The 26,397-nt window shown below is 34.0% G+C and carries 30 protein-coding genes; 6 read left to right on the top strand and 24 right to left on the bottom strand.

Annotated features, from left to right (window positions below; translation table 11 throughout):
* Positions 1 to 14: 14 nt before the first annotated feature.
* Together HS848_RS01615 and HS848_RS01610 are read right to left on the bottom strand one after the other, a co-directional pair.
* Positions 15 to 374: a HesB/IscA family protein gene (locus tag HS848_RS01615; protein WP_107507424.1), complete on the bottom strand. Its 360-nt coding sequence runs from the start codon at positions 372 to 374 to the stop codon at positions 15 to 17.
* 11 nt (positions 375 to 385) lie between these two features.
* Entirely contained in the window at positions 386 to 631 is a 246-nt protein-coding gene (locus tag HS848_RS01610; protein ID WP_198611024.1) for a YuzB family protein, read from the bottom strand.
* Between the two features lie 358 nt (positions 632 to 989).
* On the opposite strand from HS848_RS01610, the gene HS848_RS01605 reads away from it, so the two are divergent.
* Positions 990 to 2,054, top strand: a complete 1,065-nt coding sequence (locus tag HS848_RS01605; protein WP_198611023.1) for an NAD(P)/FAD-dependent oxidoreductase — start codon at positions 990 to 992, stop codon at positions 2,052 to 2,054.
* Positions 2,055 to 2,227: 173 nt separating this feature from the next.
* Here HS848_RS01605 and HS848_RS01600 read toward each other — a convergent pair whose 3' ends face one another.
* Positions 2,228 to 2,560 (bottom strand): YuzD family protein, encoded by a 333-nt coding sequence (locus HS848_RS01600; protein WP_103166399.1) that lies wholly within the window; start codon positions 2,558 to 2,560, stop codon positions 2,228 to 2,230.
* A 103-nt stretch (positions 2,561 to 2,663) separates the two neighbouring features.
* On the opposite strand from HS848_RS01600, the gene HS848_RS01595 reads away from it, so the two are divergent.
* Positions 2,664 to 2,906 carry a NifU family protein gene (locus tag HS848_RS01595; protein ID WP_103166400.1) on the top strand — a complete coding sequence of 81 codons (243 nt, stop codon included), beginning with the start codon at positions 2,664 to 2,666 and terminating at the stop codon, positions 2,904 to 2,906.
* A 352-nt stretch (positions 2,907 to 3,258) separates the two neighbouring features.
* Here HS848_RS01595 and dltD read toward each other — a convergent pair whose 3' ends face one another.
* The 8 genes from dltD to HS848_RS01555 all read right to left on the bottom strand — a co-directional run bounded on the left by dltD (position 3,259) and on the right by HS848_RS01555 (position 10,123).
* Positions 3,259 to 4,431, bottom strand: coding sequence for a D-alanyl-lipoteichoic acid biosynthesis protein DltD (gene dltD / locus HS848_RS01590; RefSeq protein ID WP_198611022.1), 1,173 nt, complete (start codon positions 4,429 to 4,431; stop codon positions 3,259 to 3,261).
* Positions 4,428 to 4,664: a D-alanine--poly(phosphoribitol) ligase subunit 2 gene (gene dltC / locus HS848_RS01585; protein ID WP_103166402.1), complete on the bottom strand. Its 237-nt coding sequence runs from the start codon at positions 4,662 to 4,664 to the stop codon at positions 4,428 to 4,430. The genes dltD and dltC overlap by 4 nt, the downstream gene beginning before the upstream one ends.
* 15 nt (positions 4,665 to 4,679) lie before the next feature.
* Positions 4,680 to 5,894, bottom strand: coding sequence for a D-alanyl-lipoteichoic acid biosynthesis protein DltB (gene dltB, locus HS848_RS01580; protein ID WP_198611021.1), 1,215 nt, complete (start codon positions 5,892 to 5,894; stop codon positions 4,680 to 4,682).
* Positions 5,891 to 7,348 carry a D-alanine--poly(phosphoribitol) ligase subunit DltA gene (gene dltA / locus HS848_RS01575; RefSeq protein WP_198611020.1) on the bottom strand — a complete coding sequence of 486 codons (1,458 nt, stop codon included), beginning with the start codon at positions 7,346 to 7,348 and terminating at the stop codon, positions 5,891 to 5,893. The genes dltB and dltA overlap by 4 nt, the downstream gene beginning before the upstream one ends.
* Positions 7,349 to 7,362: 14 nt before the next feature.
* Entirely contained in the window at positions 7,363 to 7,488 is a 126-nt protein-coding gene (locus HS848_RS01570; protein WP_167409772.1) for a teichoic acid D-Ala incorporation-associated protein DltX, read from the bottom strand.
* Between the two features lie 426 nt (positions 7,489 to 7,914).
* Complete coding sequence (locus HS848_RS01565) at positions 7,915 to 8,880, bottom strand: 2-hydroxyacid dehydrogenase (protein ID WP_198611019.1); 966 nt, start codon at positions 8,878 to 8,880, stop codon at positions 7,915 to 7,917.
* 20 nt (positions 8,881 to 8,900) lie between these two features.
* A complete protein-coding gene (locus HS848_RS01560; RefSeq protein ID WP_198611018.1) occupies positions 8,901 to 9,689 on the bottom strand; it encodes a TIGR01457 family HAD-type hydrolase in 789 nt (262 codons plus the stop codon).
* Positions 9,689 to 10,123: a DUF86 domain-containing protein gene (locus HS848_RS01555; RefSeq protein WP_198611017.1), complete on the bottom strand. Its 435-nt coding sequence runs from the start codon at positions 10,121 to 10,123 to the stop codon at positions 9,689 to 9,691. Before HS848_RS01555 ends, HS848_RS01560 begins: the two co-directional genes overlap by 1 nt.
* Positions 10,124 to 10,226: 103 nt before the next feature.
* Here HS848_RS01555 and HS848_RS01550 point away from each other — a divergent pair, with 103 nt between their 5' ends.
* Positions 10,227 to 10,493 (top strand): DUF3055 domain-containing protein, encoded by a 267-nt coding sequence (locus tag HS848_RS01550; RefSeq protein ID WP_198611016.1) that lies wholly within the window; start codon positions 10,227 to 10,229, stop codon positions 10,491 to 10,493.
* Between the two features lie 118 nt (positions 10,494 to 10,611).
* On the opposite strand, the gene HS848_RS01545 is transcribed toward HS848_RS01550, so the two are convergent.
* The 6 genes from HS848_RS01545 to HS848_RS01520 form a co-directional block, all read right to left on the bottom strand.
* On the bottom strand, positions 10,612 to 11,001 hold the full coding sequence (locus HS848_RS01545) for a YutD family protein (RefSeq protein ID WP_198611015.1): 390 nt from the start codon (positions 10,999 to 11,001) through the stop codon (positions 10,612 to 10,614).
* A gap of 99 nt (positions 11,002 to 11,100) precedes the next feature.
* On the bottom strand, positions 11,101 to 12,021 hold the full coding sequence (gene lipA / locus HS848_RS01540; protein WP_103166410.1) for a lipoyl synthase: 921 nt from the start codon (positions 12,019 to 12,021) through the stop codon (positions 11,101 to 11,103).
* A 142-nt stretch (positions 12,022 to 12,163) separates the two neighbouring features.
* A complete protein-coding gene (locus HS848_RS01535; protein WP_198611014.1) occupies positions 12,164 to 13,483 on the bottom strand; it encodes a bifunctional metallophosphatase/5'-nucleotidase in 1,320 nt (439 codons plus the stop codon).
* Positions 13,484 to 13,504: 21 nt separating this feature from the next.
* Positions 13,505 to 14,332 carry a sulfite exporter TauE/SafE family protein gene (locus tag HS848_RS01530; protein ID WP_198611013.1) on the bottom strand — a complete coding sequence of 276 codons (828 nt, stop codon included), beginning with the start codon at positions 14,330 to 14,332 and terminating at the stop codon, positions 13,505 to 13,507.
* 13 nt (positions 14,333 to 14,345) lie between these two features.
* Positions 14,346 to 15,194 (bottom strand): DUF72 domain-containing protein, encoded by an 849-nt coding sequence (locus HS848_RS01525; RefSeq protein WP_198611012.1) that lies wholly within the window; start codon positions 15,192 to 15,194, stop codon positions 14,346 to 14,348.
* 126 nt (positions 15,195 to 15,320) lie between these two features.
* Entirely contained in the window at positions 15,321 to 16,394 is a 1,074-nt protein-coding gene (locus tag HS848_RS01520) for an NAD(P)H-dependent flavin oxidoreductase (protein WP_198611011.1), read from the bottom strand.
* Between the two features lie 465 nt (positions 16,395 to 16,859).
* Between HS848_RS01520 and HS848_RS01515 the strand changes: the two genes are divergently transcribed.
* Positions 16,860 to 17,399, top strand: coding sequence for a hypothetical protein (locus HS848_RS01515; protein ID WP_198611010.1), 540 nt, complete (start codon positions 16,860 to 16,862; stop codon positions 17,397 to 17,399).
* Between the two features lie 495 nt (positions 17,400 to 17,894).
* Here the strand turns inward: HS848_RS01515 and sufB are convergent, their stop codons facing one another.
* The 5 genes from sufB to sufC all read right to left on the bottom strand — a co-directional run bounded on the left by sufB (position 17,895) and on the right by sufC (position 23,485).
* Complete coding sequence (sufB, locus tag HS848_RS01510; RefSeq protein WP_107507407.1) at positions 17,895 to 19,292, bottom strand: Fe-S cluster assembly protein SufB; 1,398 nt, start codon at positions 19,290 to 19,292, stop codon at positions 17,895 to 17,897.
* A 217-nt stretch (positions 19,293 to 19,509) separates the two neighbouring features.
* Positions 19,510 to 19,971: a Fe-S cluster assembly sulfur transfer protein SufU gene (gene sufU / locus HS848_RS01505; RefSeq protein WP_103167020.1), complete on the bottom strand. Its 462-nt coding sequence runs from the start codon at positions 19,969 to 19,971 to the stop codon at positions 19,510 to 19,512.
* On the bottom strand, positions 19,961 to 21,211 hold the full coding sequence (locus tag HS848_RS01500) for a cysteine desulfurase (protein ID WP_198611009.1): 1,251 nt from the start codon (positions 21,209 to 21,211) through the stop codon (positions 19,961 to 19,963). Before HS848_RS01500 ends, sufU begins: the two co-directional genes overlap by 11 nt.
* Before the next feature lie 31 nt (positions 21,212 to 21,242).
* A complete protein-coding gene (sufD, locus tag HS848_RS01495) occupies positions 21,243 to 22,550 on the bottom strand; it encodes a Fe-S cluster assembly protein SufD (protein WP_198611008.1) in 1,308 nt (435 codons plus the stop codon).
* Positions 22,551 to 22,723: 173 nt separating this feature from the next.
* Positions 22,724 to 23,485 carry a Fe-S cluster assembly ATPase SufC gene (gene sufC, locus HS848_RS01490; RefSeq protein WP_198611007.1) on the bottom strand — a complete coding sequence of 254 codons (762 nt, stop codon included), beginning with the start codon at positions 23,483 to 23,485 and terminating at the stop codon, positions 22,724 to 22,726.
* Between the two features lie 457 nt (positions 23,486 to 23,942).
* Between sufC and HS848_RS01485 the strand changes: the two genes are divergently transcribed.
* Positions 23,943 to 24,803 carry a DUF368 domain-containing protein gene (locus tag HS848_RS01485; protein ID WP_198611006.1) on the top strand — a complete coding sequence of 287 codons (861 nt, stop codon included), beginning with the start codon at positions 23,943 to 23,945 and terminating at the stop codon, positions 24,801 to 24,803.
* Positions 24,804 to 24,987: 184 nt separating this feature from the next.
* Here the strand turns inward: HS848_RS01485 and HS848_RS01480 are convergent, their stop codons facing one another.
* The gene (locus HS848_RS01480) at positions 24,988 to 25,179 is read right to left on the bottom strand and encodes a CsbD family protein (protein ID WP_107507402.1); all 192 of its coding nucleotides are present in this window, start codon (positions 25,177 to 25,179) and stop codon (positions 24,988 to 24,990) included.
* 166 nt (positions 25,180 to 25,345) lie between these two features.
* On the opposite strand from HS848_RS01480, the gene HS848_RS01475 reads away from it, so the two are divergent.
* Positions 25,346 to 25,510 (top strand): hypothetical protein, encoded by a 165-nt coding sequence (locus HS848_RS01475; RefSeq protein WP_198611005.1) that lies wholly within the window; start codon positions 25,346 to 25,348, stop codon positions 25,508 to 25,510.
* 56 nt (positions 25,511 to 25,566) lie between these two features.
* Here the strand turns inward: HS848_RS01475 and HS848_RS01470 are convergent, their stop codons facing one another.
* Complete coding sequence (locus HS848_RS01470; RefSeq protein ID WP_198611004.1) at positions 25,567 to 26,382, bottom strand: MetQ/NlpA family ABC transporter substrate-binding protein; 816 nt, start codon at positions 26,380 to 26,382, stop codon at positions 25,567 to 25,569.
* Between the last annotated feature and the right edge of the window lie 15 nt (positions 26,383 to 26,397).

Below are 26,397 nucleotides of genomic sequence, written 5' to 3'. Positions count from 1 at the left end.
CATTTTAAAATGGTTTAACAATTTTCAGGATTTCCTGCCACTTTAGCAGTTCTAAATGAACTACCACAACCACATGAAGCAATAGCATTTGGGTTGTCGATTTGGAAACCGCCACCCATTAATGATTGTTTAAAATCAACAGTTGTCCCATTTAATACAGGTACATCATATTTATCGACTAATACTTTTAAGCCGTAAAACTCTAAAACTTCGTCATTTTCGCCTGGTTGTTCTTCTGCAGACATTCCATATGTTAGTCCAGTACAACCACCGCCGTTGACTTTAATTTTTAAATAGCCGTCTTCCATATCATTGCTTTTTAACATGTCTTTTACTTCGTACGCAGCAGCTTCAGTTAATGTTACAGTTGGCATCATTGTTCCCCCTATAATAGATTTGTAAAATCATTGTCTTCTATATGTTTATAAATTTTCTTTAATAAATCATCTGGTGTGTCACCTTCAACAGTATCACCATCTACTAACGCATACAACCCACATGAGCATGTACCACAATTGTTCAAGCATCCATATTCTAACACATCCACGTCCGGATCATTGTCTAATTTATCATAAACATAGTCTCCGCCTTTTGCCATATTCGATATGCAGAATTCAACTAATGGAAACATACTTCACCTTCTTCATATTTTTAATTACATTATTATAACAAATCTTACTTTCTACTGCATTAGACTAGCTCAACTTTTCATTTGCCAAAGTGTAAAAAATCTAATGGTAAATGTTATGATTCCTTTATTATTGTACTCAGGACTTTGATTGTAGTCATTCTAAAAAACAGATATAATAAATTTATATAAATAATACATTTAATTGTAAGGGGCAATGAAATGTAATCTATAAACAACTTTATCCATTGGTTATTTTAATATCGATGATGAAGCAATTTAACACATTTTGTCTTATTTAAAGGGTAGTCGTTTTCGTTTCATAACGGAATCGCAAATCATATAAAAAGGGGTATAACATATGAAAAATTTAGTATTACTTGGTGGCGGTTATGGCAATATGCGCATTATGTCGCGAATTCTTCCTGAGGCTTTACCGGAAGACTATACATTAACATTAATTGATCGCATGCCTTTCCACGGATTAAAACCTGAGTTTTATGCGCTAGCTGCGGGCACAAAATCTGATAGCGATGTACGTATGAATTTTCCAGATTTCGAACGTATTAACACTATTTATGGTGAGATTAGCGATATTGACTTAGATTCTCAAATCGTTTCAGTTGGAAATACTAAAGTTGACTATGATGAATTAGTTATCGGCTTAGGTTGTGAAGATAAATATCATAATGTTCCTGGCGCTGAAGAATACACACACAGTATTCAAACATTATCTAAAGCACGTGAAACCTTCCATAATATTAGTGAATTGCCAAGTGGCGCTAGCGTTGGTATTGTTGGTGCTGGCTTAAGCGGGATTGAACTAGCTAGTGAATTACGTGAAAGTCGTGAAGATTTAGAAGTGATTTTGTATGATCGTGGCGAACGAATTTTAAGAAATTTTCCGGAAAAATTAAGTAATTATATTGCGAAATGGTTCCGTGAAAATAAAGTTAAAGTTGTACCGAACTCACTTATCGACAAAGTAGAGCCGGGTAAAATCTATAATAATGGATCACCTGAAGAAGTAGATTTAGTCGTTTGGACTGCCGGAATTCAACCGGTTGAAGTAGTAAGACACTTACCTATCGATATTAATCGTAGTGGTCGCGTAATTATTAACCAATATCATCAAGTACCTACATATAAAAACGTCTATGTCGTAGGTGATTGTGCTGACTTACCTCACGCGCCAAGTGCTCAACTAGCCGAGTTACAAGGCGACCAAATTGCAGATGTACTTAAAAAACAATGGAACAATGAAGCATTACCAGAGAAGATGCCTGAACTTAAAGTACAAGGTTTCTTAGGTTCGCTCGGTGAGAAGAAAGGCTTTGCCTATATTATGGACCGCACTGTTACAGGTCGTTTAGCCCATATTCTCAAATCAGGTGTACTATGGTTATATAAATATCATAATGGTTAACGCACATTCATCATTTATTTGATTGAAATGATAAAAGCGAGGTCTAGACAGAATAACTAAGATTTACCTACTTACGTTGTTGCACAAATTATGACGTAAGATAAAGCGTTTAAATGCTCTTTAGGTTTTAAAATAAAGGTTAAAAAGTCTAGCCTCGCTATTTTATTTATTATCTATTTATTTTCATTGTTCGCAAAATGTTTATCTACAAAGTTGGTTAATTGCTTTGTTTGAATATATCCGTCCGCAACATATTCATCGTTCATGGTAATTAATGGATAAAATAATTCATCTTCTTCTAGTTGCTCAATATAGTGTTGGTCATGGTCGCTAAGATTTTCAGTTTGGTTTTGAAAATCGATATACGTATATTCAAACTGAATATCTGGATATTTTCTTTCTAATAAAGGTTGAATCCATTCAAATGTATTTCTAGATGTTGGTGCGTTCACACAACTGGCACAGACCACATCAGCACCGTACACTACTACACTCACTTTGGTCATACTTAAATCCCCCGTCTTGTTTTATAGATTTTTCTTACTTTATCTATTATAATAAATAAATAATGGAATTATGAAGTAATATACTTGAAAGGAGACATATCTCATGCCTACTGAGAATGCAACAATGTTTGATCAAGTAGCTGAAGTTATTGAACGTTTACGTCCTTTTTTATTACGTGACGGCGGAGACTGTACATTAATAGATGTTGAAGACGGCATCGTGAAATTACAATTACACGGAGCTTGCGGTACTTGTCCAAGCTCAACAATCACATTAAAAGCTGGTATTGAACGCGCACTACACGAAGAAGTTCCAGGCGTTATCGAAGTAGAACAAGTCTTCTAAGCGTCTCGTATTATATATTTATGGTAAGACCAATATGACTCCTATCAAAGTAACTTATACTTCGATGGGAGTCATTTTATATCTCGCATTTCTAAAATAATAGAATACCTTATATTAAAACTGGGAGCGAAACAGAAATCTAGGGAGCGAGACAGAATCTAGAGAGTAGGACAGAAATCTAGGGAGTGGTGACAGAAATCTAATGTAATTTCAAAGATTTCGTTGTTCCGCCCCGGCAAGGTTGACTAGAAATGAAGAAAGTGAGGCTCGAACACATCTTCATTTCAGACAATTACTGCCATAACTAAAGGCTGAACCATTTTTTATTAATGGCTCAGCCTCAGTTTTTTTATTATTGTTGTTTATGTGACGTTTTAGATTCATCATCTTTCATATGTTGAGCGATATGTTCATTCATATATGCCCAACCTTTCCAACCAACGTGAACGACATCACTAAGAACATATTTTTCATAGTCTTTGTCTGACATGTCGTAAACTTTACCACCATGATCTACTACAGTTTGATGAATTTTATTATAAACAGGTTCACGTGTTGAACGATGAATATTTAAATGATCATACCATTTACCATTAACAGGTAAAATCACGTATTGAACATCGGCGCCCGCATGATGCATCGTATCTACAAGTAATGATAAATCATTAAACTCTGGAGAATTCATTTTAAATTCATATTTACGATGATTCATCGGTTTCTTATGCGTTAATTTGTTCCAATATTCATTACGGATACCATAGTCATTAGAAGAAGAACGTTTTTCACCAAGTTGAACTGCTTTATCTTGCATAGTTTCCCAAGATGCATCCGGTTTAGTCATCGGACTTACATCTGATAAAGGTGATTTATCTAAAGAGAAATATGTTTTTATCGCTTCAATTTTTAGAAGTTGGTTCTCTTTGAAACGAGAAACATAATTACCATCTACTTCTCCATGACTTTTAACAACTTCTTTTAAAAATGGTTTATTCGTTGTACTTTTGAATTTCAATAGACGTTTCGCATATCTTTCTTTTAATTCAGAAGGCATATCTTTTTGTTGAAATAACTGATTAATTTGATTTGGTGTTGTACGTGCAGCAATATCTCTATCGTTGACGCCATGCGTACTAAACCATTGAGGTGAAATAATAAATGTCATCTTTTTCCCTTTTAACTGATCATATTGACCGGCTAATTCAATCGCATTAATTAAATCCGTATTCCCACCAGTACCTACTAAGAAGACTGGTTTCGTATCTTTTCTATTATGTAATGCTATCGCTGGGTTAAATGGATCTTTTTTATTTAATTCACTCGATCCATAAACAGGATAATATTTATTACTACTGAACATTTTATTTTGAATGAGCGTACCTTTGAGTACTTGGTCAGTTAAAGAAATTCTATTATCAGCGACTGCTTTATTAGTTACTAAACCTGTAAACCAACTTGCAGGTAATAGTACAAACGCTAAAAATAACGCGCCGCTGATAATAATTGGTAAAAATGGCTTTATTTTCATCTTAGTTCTTCTAAAGCTTCAACAATTTTATTAGGAGTTGCCCACTCATCACGATCAAAGTCCATAATTGATACTTCGATACCTAGTCTATTTTGAATTTCAAGTAATAAACCTACTGTTTGGAATGAATCAATGATGCCCTCTTCAAAAATTTCAACATCAGGGTTTTCTTTTACCACATTATTTTCCGCAACATCAGCTAATAAATTTAATACTTCTTCTCTAAATTCCATAATTTATAACTCCTTTTATATTAATTTTCCTGAAAAGATTAAAAATCCAAATGCTACAAAATGGAATGTGATGATGATACTCAAAGCTGTAGTAAAACCATTTTGCCAACGAGCTGGATGTTTCTTTCTCCAACGTTCATAGTATCCATAGCCAATAAACATGAGGCCATGATAGATACCGTATACAATATAGAATAACTCTAGGCCATGCCATACGCCCATGATGAAAAAGTTTAACAAGAATGCGAAATTAGACATCGCAAACTGACTTTTCATTAATTTCTTACGTGACATGTAGAAGAGCGTACGCATATAGATACAATCTCTAAACCAGAATGATAATGACATATGCCATCTATTCCAGAAGTCTTTAATATTACGTGCTTTAAATGGTTGTTTAAAGTTTGGAGGCGTATTAATACCATAAAGATAACTAATCGCTACCGCAAATAAACTATAACCTGCAAAGTCAAAGAATAAATAGAAACTATACGCATACATATATAACCATTTATGTGTGAAACCATGTAAATCCATTAATAATGGATGGATTGCGTAAGAATTAATCAAATAAGCGAGAATATATTTATAAAGGAAACCAAGCATAATCATATGAATTGCTTTAGCTACTAACGCTCTGTACTGTTCTCCTGTAGGCACTTTCTTATCGTCTTTAACAAAACGTTTGTATCGATCAATCGGTCCAGAAGACACGGTTGGGAAGAAAGAAATAAATTGAAGTAACTTACCTACTTTAATTTCTTTTATTGAACCATCTCTAATTTCCATGATAAGTTGAACGCTTTTAAACGTAACGTATGAAATACCTAAGAAACCTACAAATTCAATTAATTTATGCTCATGGAAGTGAATTTGATGTCCACCTAGCCATGAACTTTGTAAAACCTTAACAATTGCTAATGGCAAGATAGATAATACCATAACAATAACAAATTTAGTGAAGGTATTATTCTTTTGTCTTGAATGATAATAACCCATGATGAGTGCTACTTGCCAAATCAGATAAATAACGAAACACAGTAACTGAATACTTAAGTATTTATTATCAAACAGGTTGTGTTTATCTGATGAAAAAATAATGACTATCATAATTGCTGTACTTATACCGTTGTAGATATAACTTCGCTTACCTAAAAATCCGAGTATGATGACTGGTAAAAGTACTATAAAAGCAACTAAGAAGAAGGTAAACGTGCCATAAGGGATCATGCGTTAATATCCTCAGCTACTTGTTTACGATCAAGCTTTCCGTTTGAAGTTAATGGAAGTTGGTCCATCCAAACAAATTTTCTTGGAATCATATATTCTGGTAAGCGAGATTTGAGTTCGGATTTAATTTGTCTAGTCATTTCTAAATCATCTTTAACTTCTTCAGTAGGCACAATAGCCCCTACTAAGTGAACAACTTTATTATTTTTATAAATTGGTACGACGATTGTTTCTCGTACATATTGTGATTGTCTAAGCTGTGTTTCAATTTCTTCAAGTTCCATACGATAGCCGTTGAGTTTAATTTGGAAGTCGATACGTCCTTGAATAAACCAAAGGCCATCCTTTTCAATAGCTTTATCACCTGTATGATAAAGTCGAATACCATCTTCAAAGTTAAATACCGCTTCAGTTTTAGCTTTATTATTTAAATACCCTAAGCTGACACTGTTACCTTTAATGATAAGTTCGCCTTCATCTGTTGTAGATAACGTCGTGTTAGGTCGCGCTACGCCCACTGGTAGTGGATTATACGTTTCAATAACGTCTGGCGTGATTTTAACACTAGTCACAGCTACAGTCGCTTCAGTCGGACCATAAGTATTATAAACCACTGCATGAGGATATCTGTCTAATAATGCTTTTGCTGTTCTATGCGGCAAGATTTCTCCACAGAAGAAGAAGTGATTCAAACTTGGATAGGCACTTTCATTAAGATTTGGAAGCAATAAACACATTTCCATAAATGACGGTGTTGATACCCAAGCATTAATTGGTGTGTTAACTAACATGTCGTTTAACAATTTAGGTTTATTAATCATATCTTTATCTACTAAGTTTAAAGTACCACCAGATGTTAAGCATGGATAAATTGCCATTACGGATAAGTCGAATGAGAATGGGGCTTGGTTAAGCCACTCTTGTGGTTCATTAGATTCATTTAACGAAACCATCCATTCTGCAAACTCTACTAAACTTGCATATTCGATTTGAACACCTTTAGGTTCTCCAGTAGATCCTGATGTGAAAATAGTATATACCACGTTTGTAAGCGCCATTTGGCTATCAAACACCGTTGGATAGTCAGAGTTTTGAACATCTTGAATAGTGATTTCTTTAGCCTCATGATTAGCTATTGGCGTTTCCGTTGTATTTAAAATAAATTCTGGTTCTACTTGCTTGATAATCATGTGAACACGATCAGTTGGAACCGACGTATCAATTGGCACATAGCCACAACCGGCTTTAATCGCACCTATCATTCCCACTATCATATAGGGTGACATATGACCATATAGCACTAGAGGTTTATGCGTATCTTGTAGTAAATGTGCTAATTTACTTGATTCGTCTATTAACTGTTGATACGTTAATTCATCATCTTTATGTCTAATTGCAATACGATCAGGATTGTTTTGACTAAAGTCATTTATTAAATTTATGATATCTGACATAATTTGACTCCTTATTAGAATTCGTTATATATGAAATTATTGTGTGTGTCGCCGGATCCATAAATAAGATACAACGCAATAAATATAGCTAAATACAGTAGGGTTAATAAGTATGGTTTAGCTTTTTCGAAAAATAGCATTGCTTTGTTATTATTTTCTTTCAATGCAAAATTGCACCTCACTATCATTTTCTAGCGTATGAGTTTTAAGTTCTTAGAAAGCTTCATTTCCCAGAAAGTATTGTAAAACAAAGTTTTTAAATACAAAATTTATATTTTATTTTTACACCTTATTATAAGCAATACCTATTTCTATGGCAAATTAAATTTTAAAAAAGTTTATGTAGAGTCACTTAAAATTGTTGTCAATCACTATTGTTGCAAGTATTAACTCTAAATATAATTTCTTGTTTTACCACCTTATTGATATTCATTATATTAGTACTTATTCGTCTACATCACAATGACATAGGGCATAACAAAACTGTTAGTTGAACCAAGATAGAAAAAACTTCTTATTGTTTTAGATGGAATATCTACCACTACAATAAGAAGTTACTTGAATACCTATTTAGTTTTAACTGGTGTTTCAGGCGCTTTCCCTTGGAGAACGGCTTCAATATTGTCTACACATAATTGAATCATTCGATCTCGCGTTACTACCGATGCGCTACCAATATGTGGCAATATTACAACATTTTGCATTTTGAGCAATGGATGGTCGAGACGAATAGGTTCTTCTCGTAATACATCGAGTCCACAACCGCCAATCTCATTATTATTCAATGCATTAACTAGAGCTTCCTCGTCTACGATTGCCCCACGACCAATATTGATAAAGATGGCATCATTTTTCATTTTTGAAAATGCTTTTTCATCGAATTTATTTGCCGTTTCTGGGGTTAATGGAGCCGTACAAATTACAAAGTCGCTTCGTTCTAATAGTTCTTCAAATGAGACATATTGTGCATTTAACTGACGTTCAGCATCTTCATGTCTTGAACGATTATGGTAGAGGATTGTAGTATTAAAGCCTTGAAGTCTACGTGCAAAACTTCTACCAATATCGCCCATACCATAAATACCTACAGTTGAACCGTGAACATCCTTTCCGGATAATAAATACGGTCCCCAACTTTTCCATTGGCTATTTTGCACATATTGTTGTGCTTCAATAATACGACGCGCAACCGTTAACATTAAAGTAAATCCTAATTCCGCAGTTGTTTCCGTTAACACATTAGGTGTATTGGTAATAACGATACCATTTTGATTAGCCAATGCTACGTCAATATTATCGTACCCTACTGCCATATTAGCGATTATTTTAACGTTCTTCGCATGTTCAATACTTTCTTTATCAATTTTTTCACTTAAAGTAATAAAACATGCGTCTGCGTCTTCTAACTCAGTTAAAAATTGTGCACGTGGCATAGGTTCAAATTCGTCATCCCACATGTGAACGTCACCTAATTGTTCTAATTGCTCGATAAATTGCTCAGGTATTTTACGTGTGACTAATATCTTTCCCATAAAAGAGTCACCCCTTTGATTTATTTCAATGCTTTTTCTAATTCAGAAATAGCTACATTTAAATCTTTAAATGAATAAGTTGGTTGTTTGTCTTTTTCTAAAAGTTCTTCATATGATGTAACGCCAGTTTGAACATGAATCGTATCGACGCCTACATTCATTCCAGACATAATATCTGTATCGTATAAATCACCAACCATAGCTACGTCAGATTTGTCTAATTTCAAAATGTCTAACGCAATATCCATGATAACCGGTTCTGGTTTACCAATGAATTGTGGTGCTTGACCAGTTGAAACACTCACTACACTGGTAATGGCACCGTTACCTGGTAAGAAACCACGCTCTTTAGGAATTGAAACATCTGGATTAGTAGAAATAAATCGTGCGCCTTTACGAACTGCTAACGTTGCTACTGCTAACTTTTCATAAGTAACTTGTTCATCCAATCCAATAACAACATAATCTACGTTCTCATCATCTTTAACTGTCAAGCCTGCTTCAGTCAGCGCTGTTCTTAAACCACTACCACCTAGCATATAAACCGTCGCATCGCTTTGTTCTTGAGCGATAAAGTTAGCCGTTGCTAAAGCAGACGTTACTACTTCATCAGGTTTCGCATCAATATGCATCTCTTTTAATTTGTGAGTTACTTCCTCAGGCGTTTTAGTAGAATTATTTGTTACATATAAGTGAGGAATATTATTGTTATTTAAATAATCGATAAATTGTGCTGCGCCATCAATTTCATCTGTGCCTAAATACATTGTTCCATCTAAATCGATTAAATAACCTTTATAATTTTTCATTACTTATTTTCTCCTTTTCCAAAAGCAGTAACTGGAACACTCTCTTTCTCAAGAAATTGAATTACTTCTTGAATAAATTGTTTATAATAAGGGAGCGTTTTATCGAAAAGTGGTCGAATAACATTATTATCAAGTTCAGTATAATTATGAGCAAACTGTTTTCTAACTTCTATAGTTTCATTGATATGTTGCTGTGTCTCTTTAGTAATAACGTCTTCTAACTCTAAGATATCAATTACGTCTTTATAATTTCCGGGGTCTCTTAGTATAAAACCATCAATAATCATATTGCCAATATCAACAGAAGATTCAATTAACATTTGTGCAATACGTTCAAATGCATAATGGTTGGCTTTGTGCTCTTCATAATCTTTAGTTAACTGGTTTAAATATTCAAGTTTTAACGTTAGTTTATCTTTATCTACAAAATACATGTCTGTCACCTCTTAATATGTCTATCATATCACAGTTTTGCATAGGTATTCATTTGTCGTTATACTAAATTTAATCACATTAATAGAAGGAGTTTTATCTCTTATGATAGATATGTATTTATATGACGACGAGGAGCAAAGCCAAGTACAATTTGTAGGCTTTGTTGGTGAACATAGCCGTTATGATTTAATGCTAATTCAAACTGATCGTCATTATGGTAAAATGCTAGTTCTCAATATGCAAACCAATAAATTTGGAATTATAGGAACTGATGACATAGAAGAAGAAGGTTATATTGCACATATTTTAGGCGTAAGCCAAGAAGAAAGTGATGAAATTATTGAATACTTAAACCAAGTGATTCAATAGCCTTTTTAAATTTTTAAAATAAAAGCTTTTAAACCACGAGATTGGATGACATTGTACGGTTAACCTATGAATGCTCTAGTCTCTATTTGGTTTAAAAGCTTTTTTAATTAGTTAATATTTAGTTATTGTTTTTCACTTCTTGAATACTAGGTTTTATCTTTACATCTTGCAATTTATCTTCTGCTTCCCCTAATACGAGGTCATCATTCTCTTGTTCTATTCTCTGTATCTCTTTATTCGATAAATGTCTTAATACAAAGTAAGGGCATCCAAAGTTACAATATTCTAAAATGTAATCTTGTATACTTGAGAAACGCTTAGAGATTTCCGCTTTTTTATTAGCATCTTTATAGAATCCTTTTAAACGTAGCTGATCATAGCCGAAATCGCCTACCACATAATCATACTTGTCTAAAATATCTGAGTATCTTGTCGCAAATAATTCTTCATCAAAGCAATCTCTATAGTCTTCAATTATTTCAAAATACTGTTGATCTACTTTAATCATAATTTGTCACCTTTAATTCGTATAATAAAAACTTAGATCACACCATTTCATTTGAAATATGCAACCTAAGCTTTAAATAATCAGTTTAAATAAACTATATTAGTTTTGTTGTAATTGTTCTTCGCCTAAACGGTGTTTTTCTTTAGCGGCTTCATTAACTTGTTCATCTGCGTGGTATGAACTACGTACCATTGGTCCAGCTTCACAATGTTTGAAACCTTTATCCATAGCTACTTTTCTTAATTTACCAAATTCTAATGGTGTATAGTATTTTTCAACTTTTAAATGCTTACGAGATGGTTGTAAGTATTGGCCAATTGTTAGAATGTCTACATCATTTGCACGAAGATCGTCCATTGTTTCGTAAATTTCTTCTAATGTTTCTCCTAAACCAACCATAAAGCTTGATTTAGTAGGGATATCTGGTTGTAATTCTTTAGAACGACGTAAGAATTCTAAAGTTCTGTCGTAAGTCGCACGTGCACGAACTCTTGGAGTTAATCGACGAACTGTTTCGATGTTGTGGTTTAAGATATCAGGTTTAGAAGCCATTAATGTTTCAAGTGCTTCATAGTCACCACCCATATCTGATGGTAAGATTTCGATTGTAGTGTATGGATTACGCGCACGTACTTTACGTACTGTTTCTGCATACACGTTTGAACCTGCGTCTCTTAAATCATCACGCGCAACAGCTGTGATAACTACGTGTTTAAGATTCATTAATTCAACTGATTCTGCTACACGTTCTGGTTCGTTTAAATCTAATTCATTTGGTAGACCTGTTTTTACTGCACAGAAACGGCAAGCTCTTGTACATACCGCACCTAAAATCATAAATGTAGCTGTACGTCTAGCTCCCCAACACTCATGTATATTTGGACATTTTGCTTCTTCGCAAACTGTATGTAGATTTTTTTCGCGCATCATTTTCTTGAGGCCAATATAGTTTTCGTTCGTGTTAAGCTTAATTTTCAACCAATCTGGTTTACGTAAGATTTCTTCATTTTTAGTAGCCATAACAACGTATACCCTCCTGTATAATCTATCTTTAACTATTATAACGAAATTTACATTAAATTAAAATGTAATAACTTATAATTTTCAAACTCTCTTCAATATTCTCTGTCTTAACCGCTAATCACCTTAACAAAGCAACGTTTTACATTCTTACTAATTTGTCTTTAAAGATGTCTCTTAAAAATTGTGGCATTAAATAGTCGATGGATGATCCTTTTAACATTGGGAAATATCTGCCGAACGTGTACATGTCGACTGTACCGAGCGTATACGTTGCATTATCTTGAATTTCCTCTCCATTAACGAAGAAACGCTCCTCAGATTTGATGAATCCACAATTATATAAAATATAACCGCCAAAAATATCGCCTCTGAAACCAAGACCTTGTGCATGTTCTCGGATATATTCCTGTTTCTGACTTTTAATAATCACATTTTTAAGTTCTGAACCTTTAAGTCTTATTCGTACTAAATTAATTGGATGTGGTAGCATTCTGTGAATATCATATTCTGTTAATTTATCCGCTTCGACACCCTTCACGATAAGACCAGCATTTACTATTGTACAGTCTGCAAGCGTAAATTCATATACACTTTCTGCTAGTAAATATGACGCTTTTGTGATGACATCTGTTTTACTGGTTAAATTTACCGGATGATCGATGACTGGCTCACTCATTAACGCCTTGCCTTCAACGTCATAATCGGTTTCAACCTCAGGTAAGGTATCAACTGGATAAAGTGTAGCTGTCTTATTAACAACCTGCTTGTTTTCAATGGTTAAATTCACTTCACCTAGGTAGTAACCATATTTTCCGGCCGCCGCCATAAGTACACCATTATTCACTTGACCATGATCAAAATGGTGATGTGTATGACTACCTAATATGACATCAATTTCAGGTATTTCTTGGCATAACTTTTCATCAAAAAAGACGCCTACATGACTCATCACAATAAGGATGTCATAGTTACCACGTTGATTGGCAATTTCGTCTTTAATCGCTTCTAAAGGATCAGTAACAATCCAGTCTAATGCACGATAAAAAGGTGTAAATGGCGCAGTAGCAGCTACAAATAAAAAGCGCACGCCTTCAATTTCTTCTATATGAGAGGTCGCAATATTATGCGGTAAATGTCCTTCTTCATCGATAACATTTGCACATATCACTTTAAATTTCGCCTCATTATATAAATTATTTAAGGCTTCATGAGAAATAGTCATGCCTTCGTTGTTACCTATCGTAGCAATATCACACTGCGATTCATTAAGAAGTTCTACATTTTTCCTACCTAATGTAGCTTGTGTGACTGGCGCTGATAAATCTACATGGTCACCAATATCTAAATAAAGTGAGGGGTGTTGAAGTTTCGGTCTATAATCTGCCATATATGATGCAATACGCGCATATTCGTTTAAATGACTGTGAATGTCATTAGTATGATAAATTGTTAACTTCAATTAAATGCCCCCTATATATATTTAAAGAAAAGATTTAATGATTAAATAAACACCCATAATTAATAAAACTGTGCGTAACAGTGTAACCACGGTTTCCGATTTAATTGAACGGTTCACTCTAACGCCAATTTGGGCCCCTATATAACTAGAGATTATCAGGACAATTGAATATGACCAAGCCACATGCCCTTGGAAGATATGTCCTATTGAACTCATCACGCTTGAAAAGAAAATCATCATCATGCTTGTACCCACTGCCACATGAGGTGGAAAGCGAAATACTATTAACATAAGTGGCGTCATCAAAGCGCCTCCGCCAATTCCAAACAGACCTGTTAAAATACCAATCAATAATGTGGCACAAAAAGCAAATACAGGTGGCACGCTATAATGATAAGTTACACCCTCTGCATCGATATACGTTCTACGATACTTCTCTTTATCAAAGATTTTAAATGGTTTAATTTTATGTCTGACCATTAATAATATCGATACTATGATCATAAAAATACCAAAATATAAGTTGAATGAATCTAGCGTTAGATATCGACTTAAAAAGGAACCAAGTAATGACCCAGGTAATAAACCAAATAGAAAAATAGAACCATTTTTAATATCAACTTGTTTCGTTTTTAAATAGCCTATAGATGATGATAAGCCTGTAACGATTAAGATGACAGATGACGTCCCAATGGCTATTTGTGTGGTAATACCGTGTAATATATGGTGTGTTACACCTAAATAAACAAGTGTCGGAACAATAATAATTCCTCCGCCTATGCCTACTAATGAACCTAAAACTGCTGACAGTAGCCCAATGATAACTAATAAAATAATTGTTACTAACATTATATTTCGCCTCTTAGAATAATTTTAATTGTTGTGGTGCTAATCCTGTATATTCTATATCTAATAGATCTTGGTATGTTTTCGCATTTTGGGCAGCATGGCCTCCGGAATTATTATTAAACACTACATAAACTTGTTTAGCTTTATGTTCTAGTATTTTTACTTTATTCGCTAAGTCAGTCAGTTCTTGTTTATTATAATTGTATAAATATCGCACATCGCGCCATTCTTGGTCGGTCATATCCTTTTTAGTCCAACCTTGTTTATTTCTACCGTGGTAGCGAACAAACGCTTTCTCAGCGGTAATACGGTTGATTAAAGGAACGGAACCTTCTTTAACTTGAGGTTCATCTACTACCGAATGAATAATTTGATGTTCTGTTAAAAATGCTAATGTCTGCTCTTTAAATTGCTCATTAAACCAAGATTGATGTCGGAACTCTACACACATCGGTATATCTGCTAATTGTTGTCTTACATATAAAATGTATTTAATATTTTGAGCAGTACAATCAAACCAAGGTGGAAATTGTACTAATACCATTGCTAACTTTTTGTGCTTAATCAGTGGCTGAAGCATGAGCTTAAATTGTTCAAATAACTCCGCCCGTGACTCAGCAAATTCTTTATAATCTGCGTGTAGCGTTAACGCTTGATGAATTTTCACTATAAATTCAAATCGGTCAGGTGTTTCTTTAATCCATTTTTGTATATTTCGTTCTGGTTGGATGGCATAATATGAGGCATCGAGTTCAACAATAGGAAAGTGACTGGCATATGTCTGTAATTTATCCGACTGTCGCTGCATATCCTCATATAAGGAGTAGTGATCTCCCCATCCGGTAAGACCTATGTTAATCATTTTTATCACCAGCTATATGATACCACATTCATTTTTAAGTTATCATATGTTCAATACAATCTTTACATAACTTAAACTTTAGGGACTCGAATAGTTTTTGTGACTTCATTTTCAAAAAATTAATTATTAATGCATTGTTTGTAGTAGAGACTCAACTTGAGAGACGAGCTCATCAAACAATTGGTTCACTTGTTGACGCTTAGCTAAACGAGGTGATTGACCACTCCACATATGCGTCCATTCGCTATTCCCTTTCGCAGCAGCTGTCTTTCTAATTGTATTAGTCAATTGATTCTGCACTGGATAAGGTGGTATCTCACCGTCATATTTAGCCAATGATTCTGCAAATTCATTATTAATCCCACGTGCTAATTTACCGCTGAAGACATCTGTCACACGAGTATCTGTTTCTTTACTGTTAAGAATTCCATGTTTCACTACTTCATTGGCACCACTTTCTTCAGTTGTTAAAAATGCGGTACCCATCTGAACGCCTTGCGCACCAAGAATTAAACTGGCTAATATACCACGGCTGTCCATAATGCCACCTGCTGCTATCACAGGTATTGAGACATGTTCAGTGACCTGAGGTACTAATGACATTGTGCCTATTAATGGTTGAGACTGTTGATTCTTAGATAAGAATGATCCTCTATGACCGCCAGCCTCACTACCTTGTGCCACCACTACATCCATACCTGCACGTTCATTCTCAATGGCTTCTTCAACCGATGTAGCGGTGCCGACTAATTTTACATTAGCTTGTTTAAGTTTAGAGATAGTTTCTTGACTTGGAAGTCCAAAGGTAAAACAGCAAATCGGCACTTTATGTTTAATAACCATATCAATGGCATTACTAAATTGTTGTTCTTCAGTAATATTTACGACCGGTTCTTCAAGGTCTAGTGCTTTACGATACGGTTTCAGCCAAGCATTCATATGTTCAACTTGATCCTGGGTATAGTTATTGCGACTTGGCACAAATAAATTTACACCAAATGGTTGAGCTGTCATTGAACGAACTTCCTGTATTTCTTGCTCTAACTTATCGGCAGTAAAATACCCTGCTCCGATACAACCAAGCCCGCCTTTATTACTTACTGTCGCTACTAATTCAGGCGTCGTACTTCCTGCCATGCCTGCTTGAATAATTGGATATTTAATATTTAACGTCTCTGTTAATGAATTTGAATGCCACATATAATATTCAACTCCTTTGTCTCTCTTGCGATTATAATATGTACATTTTATTAAAATATTCCCTACCCTATTTTTTCATAAACTTTGAGAATTAGAGAAGATTGGGACATAAGTGTTTAGGATTTAAGCAGAACTAAGTGGTGAGCAAAAAACTGAGAGGTCGATGTCTCCTAGTTTATTATCTCATCTCAATTAACTACTTCCAAAATTAAAAGTTATACAAATTTTATATTAATGTCTCAATCTTGATTTTATTACCTTTGAAAATCAATGCTTAATCACATTTACATAAAATTAATTGGTTATTTACAAAAAGTTTCAAACAATACATCGCAAATATATAAAGGTTTGCTTATAATATAATTATGCAGAAAGCAATATTATAATTTTATTTTAAAAAGTATTAAAATAAATAGTCATTACGATTAGCTAGTTTGCACAAAATAACAAAGGGGACAACGTAAAATGAAAAAGGTTTTAGTTTTAATATTCGCTAGTTTATTAGTTTTAGGGGCATGTGGTCAAAAGTATAATGAGGCAAAATCCAGTGATAATCATAAAAAATCCAGCGACCTAGTGAACAACGCCGATGATGAAAAAACTGAAGATAGTAAATTAAGTAAAAAACATAAAAAAGACAAAGAAGAGGAAGAAAATAACGAAGATAAATCAAACAGTTCAGAAGATACAACATCGGAAAATAAAACGTCTATAAATGAGGAAACAACCGAGACTAGTGAGAATCAAGTAAATACAAATACTCAACAATATTCAGAGCCATCACAACAAACTCAAGAACAAGTTACACAAGAACAACCATCACAGCAAACTAATCAACAATCGCAATGGGAAACTGACCGTGCCAATCAATTAAGAAATCAACCAGATTCTAATTATGGTAGTAGTTGGACTGAGGAGCAACAAGCTCATGCGGAATACGAAACTAAAAAAACAGGTCGCCCAGGGATGGCTGATGATGTGGGAGAACCTGGTGCTAATCAATAAAACCATGTGAGTTGAATTAAAACCTAACTGTTTATTAATTAACTATGACGGTTATTCTGTTACATTAAATTTGAGGAGTTTTGAACCACCTCAATTCGTTTAATTCTTTTTTCATGGTGCTTTGATATAAAAAGGAAAATAAGTTGATTAATTAAGAAAAGACATCTATAATTCGAGTATGAAATGGTCATTCTTGAAATGACTCGGATAAGTCTTCATGCTATGCATGGAGGCTTTTTGCGTGAAGTGAAAAGGTAATTTTATAAGAAACAATAAAACTATAGAGACTTTTTAAAAAATACATGTAACTAATGTAGTATTGATAAAAATAAAAGCTTAGAGATGATTTGTGATTGAAATATCTCTAAGCTAATATTTTGGAAATTAGGTCCTAACCTCTAATATAGAACCAAAAAAAGGTGTCCATCGATAAACGATGGACACCTTTAACTATAACTCTATAAGCATATTTGAAATGTAGATAATATCGATAGATTAACCGATAGAACCTTCCATTTCAAATTTAATTAAACGGTTCATTTCTACTGCGTATTCCATTGGTAATTCTTTAGTGAATGGTTCGATGAAGCCCATTACGATCATTTCAGTCGCTTCTTCTTCAGAAATACCACGGCTCATAAGGTAGAATAATTGTTCTTCAGATACTTTAGATACTTTCGCTTCGTGTTCTAATGAGATATTGTCATTAAACACTTCGTTGTAAGGAATTGTATCTGATGTAGATTCATTATCTAAGATTAAAGTATCACATTCAATGTTTGAACGTGCACCTTTCGCTTTACGTCCGAAGTGAACGATACCACGATAGATAACTTTACCACCATTTTTAGAAATAGATTTAGACACAATTGTTGAAGATGTGTTTGGCGCTTTATGAATCATTTTAGCACCAGCATCTTGAACTTGTCCTTTACCTGCGAAAGCGATTGATAATGTACTACCTTTCGCTCCTTCACCTAATAGTACACAGTTAGGGTATTTCATCGTTAACTTAGAACCTAAGTTACCGTCAACCCATTCCATGTTACCATTTTCATGAACAAACGTACGTTTAGTAACTAAGTTATAAACGTTGTTAGCCCAGTTTTGGATCGTAGTATAACGTACGTGGGCATCTTTATGAACGATAATTTCAACTACTGCTGAGTGTAATGAACTAGTTGTATAAACTGGTGCAGTACAACCTTCAACGTAGTTTACTGATGCGCCTTCGTCAGCAATGATTAATGTACGTTCGAATTGACCCATGTTTTCTGAGTTAATACGGAAGTACGCTTGTAATGGCGTATCTAATTTAACGTTTTTGGGTACATAGATGAATGATCCACCTGACCATACAGCTGAGTTAAGTGCAGCAAATTTGTTATCAGCAGCTGGAATAACTGAAGCGAAGTATTCTTTGAATAAATCTTCGTTTTCACGTAAAGCACTATCAGTATCTTTAAAGATAATACCTTTTTCTTCTAATTCTTTTTCCATGTTGTGATAAACAACTTCTGATTCATATTGTGCAGATACACCTGCTAAATATTTTTGTTCAGCTTCAGGGATACCTAATTTATCAAATGTACGTTTAATCTCTTCAGGTACTTCGTCCCAAGAACGTTCAGTATGTTCTGAAGGTTTAACGTAGTATGTGATGTCATCAAAGTTTAATTCTGATAAGTCGCCACCCCATTGAGGCATTGGCATTTTATAGAATAATTTTAAAGCTTTAAGTCTGAAGTCAAGCATCCATTCTGGCTCTTCCTTCATATTTGAAATTTCTCTAACGATATTTTCTGTTAAACCACGTTCTGATCTGAAAATGGAAACATCCTCATCGTGGAAACCATATTTGTAATCTCCAACATCAGGTGCTTTTTTAGCCATTTCAATCACTCCTTAAATATATTTAAACGACGTGCGCGAGATTTTTAATAGTTATGTTATTGTCTATTGTCATTGTAACAATATGCAACCTTCATAAAAAGTCACAAGTGTAAAAAGTTAAATGTGTAAGAAAAAAGAGCTTAAACTAACTGTGAGATTGGGACAACGAAATCTTTAACTTACATTAGATTTCTGCCCCACATCCTAAGTTATTTGACTACTCTTCAGTAGTGCCCTCTGTTTTACCTTCTTTTTCTACCGTACCTTTTTCAAGAGCTTTCCAGGCTAATGTTGCACACTTAATACGTGCTGGGAATTGAGATACACCTTGAAGTGCCTCAATATCGCCCATTTCTTCAGTAATTTCATAGTCTTCACCAAGCATCATCTTAGTGAACTCTTGACTCATTTGCATAGCTTCACCTAATGAATGACCTTTAACTGCTTCTGTCATCATTGATGCACTGGACATTGAGATTGAACAACCTTCACCTTCGAATTTAGCATCATTGATAATGCCATCTTGAATATCGAACGTTAATCTAATACGGTCACCGCAAGTTGGATTATTCATATCTACAGTCATTGAGCCATTGTCTAAAACGCCTTTGTTTCTTGGATTCTTATAATGGTCCATAATTACAGATCTATAAAGTTGATCTAAATTATTAAAATTCATAAGAGAAAAACTCCTTCGTTTGTTTCAATGCTTCAACAAGTTGGTCTACATCTTCTTTAGTGTTATAAATATAGAAACTTGCACGTGCAGTAGATGAAACGTTTAACCATTTCATTAGTGGTTGAGCACAGTGATGTCCAGCTCTAACCGCTACACCTTCTGTATCTACTGCTGTAGCCACATCGTGTGGGTGAATATCAGTTAAATTAAATGTAATCACACCAGCACGACGCTCTTTAGGTGGCCCGTATATTTCAAGCCCGTCAATGGATGACATTTGATCGTATGCATATTCAGTAAGTTCTTTTTCATGTTGATGAATCGCATCGAATCCTAATTTTTCAATATAACGGATAGCTTCTGCTAGGCCAATTGCTTGTGCGATTAATGGCGTACCTGCTTCAAATTTAGTAGGTAAATCAGCCCATGTGGCATCATATTTACTTACGAAATCAATCATGTCGCCACCAAACTCAACTGGTTCCATGTTTTTAAGTAAATCTCGTTTACCATATAACACGCCAACTCCAGTTGGACCTAACATTTTGTGTCCACTGAAACTAAAGAAATCTGCATCTAAATCTTGTACATCAATATCCATATGTGGCGCAGATTGAGCACCATCAACACTTATAATCGCACCATGTTCATGTGCAATCTTAGCGATTTCTTTCACATCATTGATTGTACCGAGCACATTAGATACATGTGCAATAGCGACAATTTTAGTATTATCGTTAATTGTCGCTTTAATGTCTTCAAGTTTTAATTCGCCTTCATCAGTCATTGGAATGAATTTTAAAGATGCGTTTTTACGTTTAGCAAGTTGTTGCCAAGGAACAATATTCGCATGATGTTCCATTTCTGTTACAACAATTTCATCGCCCTCTTGTACATTCGCATCGCCATAACTGTGAGCTACAATATTAATTGATGCAGTTGTACCTCTTGTGAAGATAATTTCTTCAAAATATTTAGCGTTAATGAAACGACGAACCGTTTCACGAGCGCTTTCATAGCCGTCAGTAGCTAATGAGCCAAGCGTATGAACACCACGGTGAACGTTTGAATTATAGCGTTTATAATAATCATCTACTACATTCAACACTTGTACCGGCGTTTGGCTTGTCGCTGTTGAGTCAAGGTAGGCTAAGCGTTTACCATTAACTTTTTGCTCTAATATTGGAAAGTCTTTAATGATTTCCTCAATATTTAATGAAGTTTCGGCCACTTTGTTCACGACCTTTCTTTTATTAAAAATCTCGTATGATTTATTTATTTACTTTAAGTTCGATTACTTCTCTTAATTGACGTTTAACATCTTCAATTGGTAATTCACGTACAACTGGATCTAAGAAACCATGAATAACTAAACGTTCAGCTTCTTTTTGCGAAATACCACGACTCATTAAGTAGTAAAGTTGTTCAGGGTCTACTCGGCCAACTGATGCTGCGTGTCCAGCCTCTACATCATCTTCATCAATTAATAAGATTGGGTTGGCGTCACCGCGTGCATTTTCAGATAACATTAATACACGTGATTCTTGGTTAGCAATAGATTTTGTACCACCGTGTTTAATATGGCCAATACCGTTAAATACTGATGATGCACTTTCAAGCATTACACCGTGTTTTAAGATATAACCATTTGTTTCTTTACCGTATTGAACAATTTTAGAAGTTAAATTAATTTTTTGTTCGCCAGTACCAACGACTACTGATTTAAGTTCACTTGTAGAACGGTCACCAATTAAGTTAGTAGTATTATCAATAATTTGGCTACCTTCGTTCATTAAACCTAATGCCCAGTTAATAGAGGCATCAGCTTCAGTTGTACCACGACGGATAATATGACCAGTGAAACCTTTATCAAGGTAATCTACTGAACCATAAGTGATATTTGAGTTTGCGCCAGCAATAACTTCAGAAACAATGTTAAGTTGGTTACCTTCACCACTTACTGTTGATAGATAGTTCTCAACGTATGTGATTTCAGCGCTTTCTTCAGTTGCGATGATTACGTGGTTATAGAAACTAGCGTTTTCATCGTCGTGAAGTACGACATATTGTACTGGGTCTTCGACTACTACGTTTTTAGGTACGTAGACGAATGCGCCACCATTGATTAATGCTGCGTGTAACGCTGTTAAACGATGTTCATCAACTGTCACTGCATCAGTCATTAGATATTTTTGTACTAAGTCACTATGGTTTACTAATGCTTCGGCTAAGCCTTCAATAATAACTCCATTATTTTTAGCTTGTTCTGATACTTGAGCATATGCTAAAGCATTGTTGTGTTGCACAATTAAGTTTTTAGAGTTTTCAACGTCAATGATTTCTTTAATGGCTTCAGGAAGCTCAGATAAATCATTAAATACTTTTCCTTCAACGCTATGTTGTTTGAAAGTATCGAAATCCCATTTTCTTAATTTAGTTTTATCCGGTTTAGGCATTTCTAAAGTTTCTGTTAATTTTAACGCTTTTTGACGTAATTCTGTCATCCAAGAAGGTTCATTGTGCGCTTTAGAATAATCAACAAGTTGTTCTTCAGAAATGTTCAAAGTTTCGGTTGTCATAACTCTTTTTCCTCCTACTTGATGAAAATTTTAACGACTGTAGGAAGTTCATACCTTTTCTCTCATACCATAAAGTATTATTCCTCAGTCTTATATAATTCGTTGCGTTTAATTTAGCAAGTATATTAAGTAAGTTATGTCTTGTTTCATTATTTAAATGAACAATTCATAGACTATTCTGTAGCACCAAATTCTTCTTTAACCCATTCATAACCTTCTTCTTCAAGGCGTTTAGCTAATTCTGGGCCACCTGATTTAACTACTTTACCGCTATACATTACGTGTACTTTATCTGGAGTAATGTAGTTTAATAAACGTTGATAGTGAGTAATCATTAATGCGCCAAAGTTTTCCCCACGCATTTTGTTGATACCTTTAGATACTACTTTTAATGCGTCGATATCTAAACCTGAGTCGATTTCATCAAGAATCGCAAATTTAGGTTCTAACATCATTAATTGTAAGATTTCGTTACGTTTTTTCTCACCGCCAGAGAATCCTTCATTTAAGTAACGTTGAGCCATATCTTTATCGATATCTAAATAGTCCATTTCTTGGTCTAATTTTTTAATAAATTGCATTAAGTTAATTTCTTGTCCTTCTTCACGTTTCGCATTGATTGCTGAACGCATGAAGTCTGCATTAGTTACACCAGTGATTTCTGATGGGTATTGCATCGCTAAGAAAAGACCAGCTTTTGCTCTTTCGTCAACTTCTAATTCTAAAATGTTAACGCCATCTAATAATACTTCACCTTGTGTTACTTCGTATGTTGGGTGCCCCATAATTGCAGATGATAATGTTGATTTACCAGTACCATTAGGTCCCATAATTGCATGTATTTCGTCTGTCTTAACAGTTAAATTAACACCTTTTAAGATTTCTTTATCTTCAATAGATACATGTAGATCTTTAATTTCTAATGTTGATGCCATTTATATTCCCTCCGTCATATAAAGTTTCTTAACTAGTTTATAATAATTTTAATGTGTAGTCAAAAAGCTCTGTATACTTTAATACACCTCATTATAACGCATATATCCCGTAATATAAACTTATTAAAACTCCAAATTAGACTTATTATTTATCTAAAATGATTTTTATCTAGCAAACTTTAATCGATTTCAACTGATAATGATGCGCGCATTGTTCTCAATAGAAACAATTTAGACACAAATGTGCTTGGCTAAGGCTTTGTATATTTTGAATAACTTCTCCTCTCCTTTCGTTCGAATTCTGCAGATTATTGGATGACATTTGCTAAGAAAAATTAATTTTGGAGTAAAATAAATCAAACCTTCAATATTATTGAATTTTATAATTCAATTGTTTTCTTATTTTTGTGAATTTTGTTATGATTTTCTTTCAATTAACAATAGAAAGGAAATGCTCATGAAAAATTTTAGGTGGAGCAATATTTTAAAAGGATTTGGTATGGGCACGTCGGATTTAGTTCCCGGAATAAGCGGAGGTACAATAGCCCTATTATTAGGTATTTACGATGGCTTTATTTCCTCAATAAGCGGACTATTTTCTAAAAGATTTTGGCCTAGTTTAAAATTTTTACTTCCTATATTAATAGGTATGGGCTTAGCAATCGGGATATTAAGTAACTTAATTAATTATCTATTAGAACATCACCATGTGGTAACTATGTTCTTCTTTACTGGATTAATTATCGGTATCATCCCCTACTTATTAAGAACTGCCCATGTTAAAAAGACTTTTTCTGCTAAACACTACATTGTAATGATTATCGGAATTGCTATATTAATTGCAATAACTTTATTAAATTCAGGTGACCAAAGCGCAGACACATCACTTCATTTATCTTTTGGTCTTATTATTAAATACTTTTTAGCTGGTGTATGTGCTTCTAGTGCTATGTTATTACCAGGAATTTCTGGTTCATTTATGTTATTAGTATTTGGTGCTTACGGAACAGTTATGTATGCAATATCAGATTTAGTTAAACTTAACTTTGATGGACTTCCACTACTTCTAATTGTAGGACTTGGTATTTTAACAGGTTTCTTACTTTCAAGCCGTATTATTAAGTATTGTTTAACACATTACTTTTACACTACATTCGCCTTAATTATTGGCTTTGTGGTAGGATCTATTTTTGCGGTTTTCCCTGGCCTACCAAGCTCAGCAACCGAGTGGATTATTTCTATTATCACTCTTGTTTTAGGCTTTATCGCAAGCTATGTTTTAGGCCAAGTAACAAGTAGTGTCGATACTCCAGAATAATATTTAGTTATAATTTAATGGTCAACAAAGCCCAATTCTTTGTTGGCTTTTTTATATGGAAAATGTGAAGTGTTGAGTGATTATAACATGAGTATGCATTAACACACGAGACGTTTAAACATCTTCTCTATAAACACAAAAAAGCGCATGTGCAATGCACATGCGCTCGTTCTATAATACGACTTTATTTATTGTTGTCGCCTTTTACTTTATCGATTACATCATTAGCTTTGTCTTTTACATTATCGACAACTTCTTTAGCTTTACCTGATGCTTTATCGTTTTGACCTTCTTTTTCTAAATCTTTATTGTCAGTTGCGTTACCAACTGTTTCTTTAAGGTTACCTTTTGCTTGTTCAAATTTATCTTCAGCCATTTAAAATTCCTCCTTGGTAGACTGTCATTTACATAGATACTATACCCCGCCAAATTACTTATAAACATAAATAACAAAATATTTTAATTAAGCTCAATGGAAATATTCTACTAATAATATCATTTAGCACTATGCTACACTTAATCACAAGAAGGAGTTGAATATTATGAAATTTATAAATTTTAGTGCTATGACAGAAAATGGCCTAAATAAAAAAGTAAATAACTTTTTAGAAGAGCATCCTTATATTGAAATTATTAAGTTTGAGTATGCCATCGCTCAAAACAAGTTTGGCGTCGGTATCCTTTATAGTGATACGAAAACTGTTTAAAACATACTAAAGCTCCGTAGGCGATAAAATCACTACGGAGCTTATTTCAATATTTATTATTTAGCAGGTACAACGGCACCTTTGTATTTATCTTTGATGAAGTCTCTAATTTCTTTAGATTGTAATACTTCAACTAAAGCTTTTACTTTTTCATCGTCTTTATGACCTTTTTGAACGGCAATTAAGTTTGCGTAAGGGTTGTTGTTCGCTTTTTCAACTGCAATTGAATCTTTTTGAGGGCTTAAGCCTTGATCGATTGCATAGTTAGAGTTAATGATTGCTGCATCAACGTCTTGGTTTTGATAGATTTTAGGTAGATATTCAGCTGATTGTTTGTTGTTAAATTTAATGTCTTTTTTATTTTCAGTAATATCTTCAAATTTAGCGTCTTCAATTTTAACGCCTTTTTTAATTTTAATTAAACCTTCGTCAACGAAGAATTTTAAGAAACGACCTTGTTCAGCTGGGTTGTTAGACACGTAAACTGTAGCACCTTTAGGAAGGTCTTTTAAGCTTTTATATTTTTTAGAGTAAACAGCCATTGGTTCTAAGTGAACTTTACCAGCATCTTCAATTTTGTAGCCTTTTTCTTTACTTTCTGTTTTTAAGTAAGGAACGTGTTGGAAGTAGTTAGCGTCAATTTCACCTTTATCTAATAATTTGTTTGGCGTAGTGTAATCATTGATTGTTTTAATTTCTAAGTCATAGCCTTTCTTTTTAAGTAAAGGTTTAGCTTTTTCTAAAATTTCAGCATGAGGCGCTGGCGATGCACCGACTGTAATTTTTTTATCTTTTCCACCATTGCCATTACCACAAGCTGCTAAAACGACTGTTAATGTAAGTACTAAAAATAGACTAAAAAGTTTTTTCATTCATTCCATCCTCTT

The sequence above is a fragment of the Staphylococcus caledonicus genome (genome assembly GCF_016238465.1).
Classification (GTDB): Bacteria; Bacillota; Bacilli; order Staphylococcales; family Staphylococcaceae; genus Staphylococcus; species Staphylococcus caledonicus.
The sequence above is the reverse complement of the archived record's forward strand: the minus strand, read 5'-3'. Positions and strand labels throughout refer to the sequence as shown.

Coding starts and splice junctions, on each gene's coding strand:
- HS848_RS01615 (WP_107507424.1), bottom strand. CDS start 374: ATGCCAACTGTAACATTAACTGAAGCTGCTGCGTACGAAGTAAAAGAC.
- HS848_RS01610 (WP_198611024.1), bottom strand. CDS start 631: ATGTTTCCATTAGTTGAATTCTGCATATCGAATATGGCAAAAGGCGGA.
- HS848_RS01605 (WP_198611023.1), top strand. CDS start 990: ATGAAAAATTTAGTATTACTTGGTGGCGGTTATGGCAATATGCGCATT.
- HS848_RS01600 (WP_103166399.1), bottom strand. CDS start 2,560: ATGACCAAAGTGAGTGTAGTAGTGTACGGTGCTGATGTGGTCTGTGCC.
- HS848_RS01595 (WP_103166400.1), top strand. CDS start 2,664: ATGCCTACTGAGAATGCAACAATGTTTGATCAAGTAGCTGAAGTTATT.
- dltD (WP_198611022.1), bottom strand. CDS start 4,431: ATGAAAATAAAGCCATTTTTACCAATTATTATCAGCGGCGCGTTATTT.
- dltC (WP_103166402.1), bottom strand. CDS start 4,664: ATGGAATTTAGAGAAGAAGTATTAAATTTATTAGCTGATGTTGCGGAA.
- dltB (WP_198611021.1), bottom strand. CDS start 5,894: ATGATCCCTTATGGCACGTTTACCTTCTTCTTAGTTGCTTTTATAGTA.
- dltA (WP_198611020.1), bottom strand. CDS start 7,348: ATGTCAGATATCATAAATTTAATAAATGACTTTAGTCAAAACAATCCT.
- HS848_RS01570 (WP_167409772.1), bottom strand. CDS start 7,488: ATGCTATTTTTCGAAAAAGCTAAACCATACTTATTAACCCTACTGTAT.
- HS848_RS01565 (WP_198611019.1), bottom strand. CDS start 8,880: ATGGGAAAGATATTAGTCACACGTAAAATACCTGAGCAATTTATCGAG.
- HS848_RS01560 (WP_198611018.1), bottom strand. CDS start 9,689: ATGAAAAATTATAAAGGTTATTTAATCGATTTAGATGGAACAATGTAT.
- HS848_RS01555 (WP_198611017.1), bottom strand. CDS start 10,123: ATGTATTTTGTAGATAAAGATAAACTAACGTTAAAACTTGAATATTTA.
- HS848_RS01550 (WP_198611016.1), top strand. CDS start 10,227: ATGATAGATATGTATTTATATGACGACGAGGAGCAAAGCCAAGTACAA.
- HS848_RS01545 (WP_198611015.1), bottom strand. CDS start 11,001: ATGATTAAAGTAGATCAACAGTATTTTGAAATAATTGAAGACTATAGA.
- lipA (WP_103166410.1), bottom strand. CDS start 12,021: ATGGCTACTAAAAATGAAGAAATCTTACGTAAACCAGATTGGTTGAAA.
- HS848_RS01530 (WP_198611013.1), bottom strand. CDS start 14,332: ATGTTAGTAACAATTATTTTATTAGTTATCATTGGGCTACTGTCAGCA.
- HS848_RS01525 (WP_198611012.1), bottom strand. CDS start 15,194: ATGATTAACATAGGTCTTACCGGATGGGGAGATCACTACTCCTTATAT.
- HS848_RS01520 (WP_198611011.1), bottom strand. CDS start 16,394: ATGTGGCATTCAAATTCATTAACAGAGACGTTAAATATTAAATATCCA.
- HS848_RS01515 (WP_198611010.1), top strand. CDS start 16,860: ATGAAAAAGGTTTTAGTTTTAATATTCGCTAGTTTATTAGTTTTAGGG.
- sufB (WP_107507407.1), bottom strand. CDS start 19,292: ATGGCTAAAAAAGCACCTGATGTTGGAGATTACAAATATGGTTTCCAC.
- sufU (WP_103167020.1), bottom strand. CDS start 19,971: ATGAATTTTAATAATTTAGATCAACTTTATAGATCTGTAATTATGGAC.
- sufD (WP_198611008.1), bottom strand. CDS start 22,550: ATGACAACCGAAACTTTGAACATTTCTGAAGAACAACTTGTTGATTAT.
- sufC (WP_198611007.1), bottom strand. CDS start 23,485: ATGGCATCAACATTAGAAATTAAAGATCTACATGTATCTATTGAAGAT.
- HS848_RS01485 (WP_198611006.1), top strand. CDS start 23,943: ATGAAAAATTTTAGGTGGAGCAATATTTTAAAAGGATTTGGTATGGGC.
- HS848_RS01480 (WP_107507402.1), bottom strand. CDS start 25,179: ATGGCTGAAGATAAATTTGAACAAGCAAAAGGTAACCTTAAAGAAACA.
- HS848_RS01475 (WP_198611005.1), top strand. CDS start 25,346: ATGAAATTTATAAATTTTAGTGCTATGACAGAAAATGGCCTAAATAAA.
- HS848_RS01470 (WP_198611004.1), bottom strand. CDS start 26,382: ATGAAAAAACTTTTTAGTCTATTTTTAGTACTTACATTAACAGTCGTT.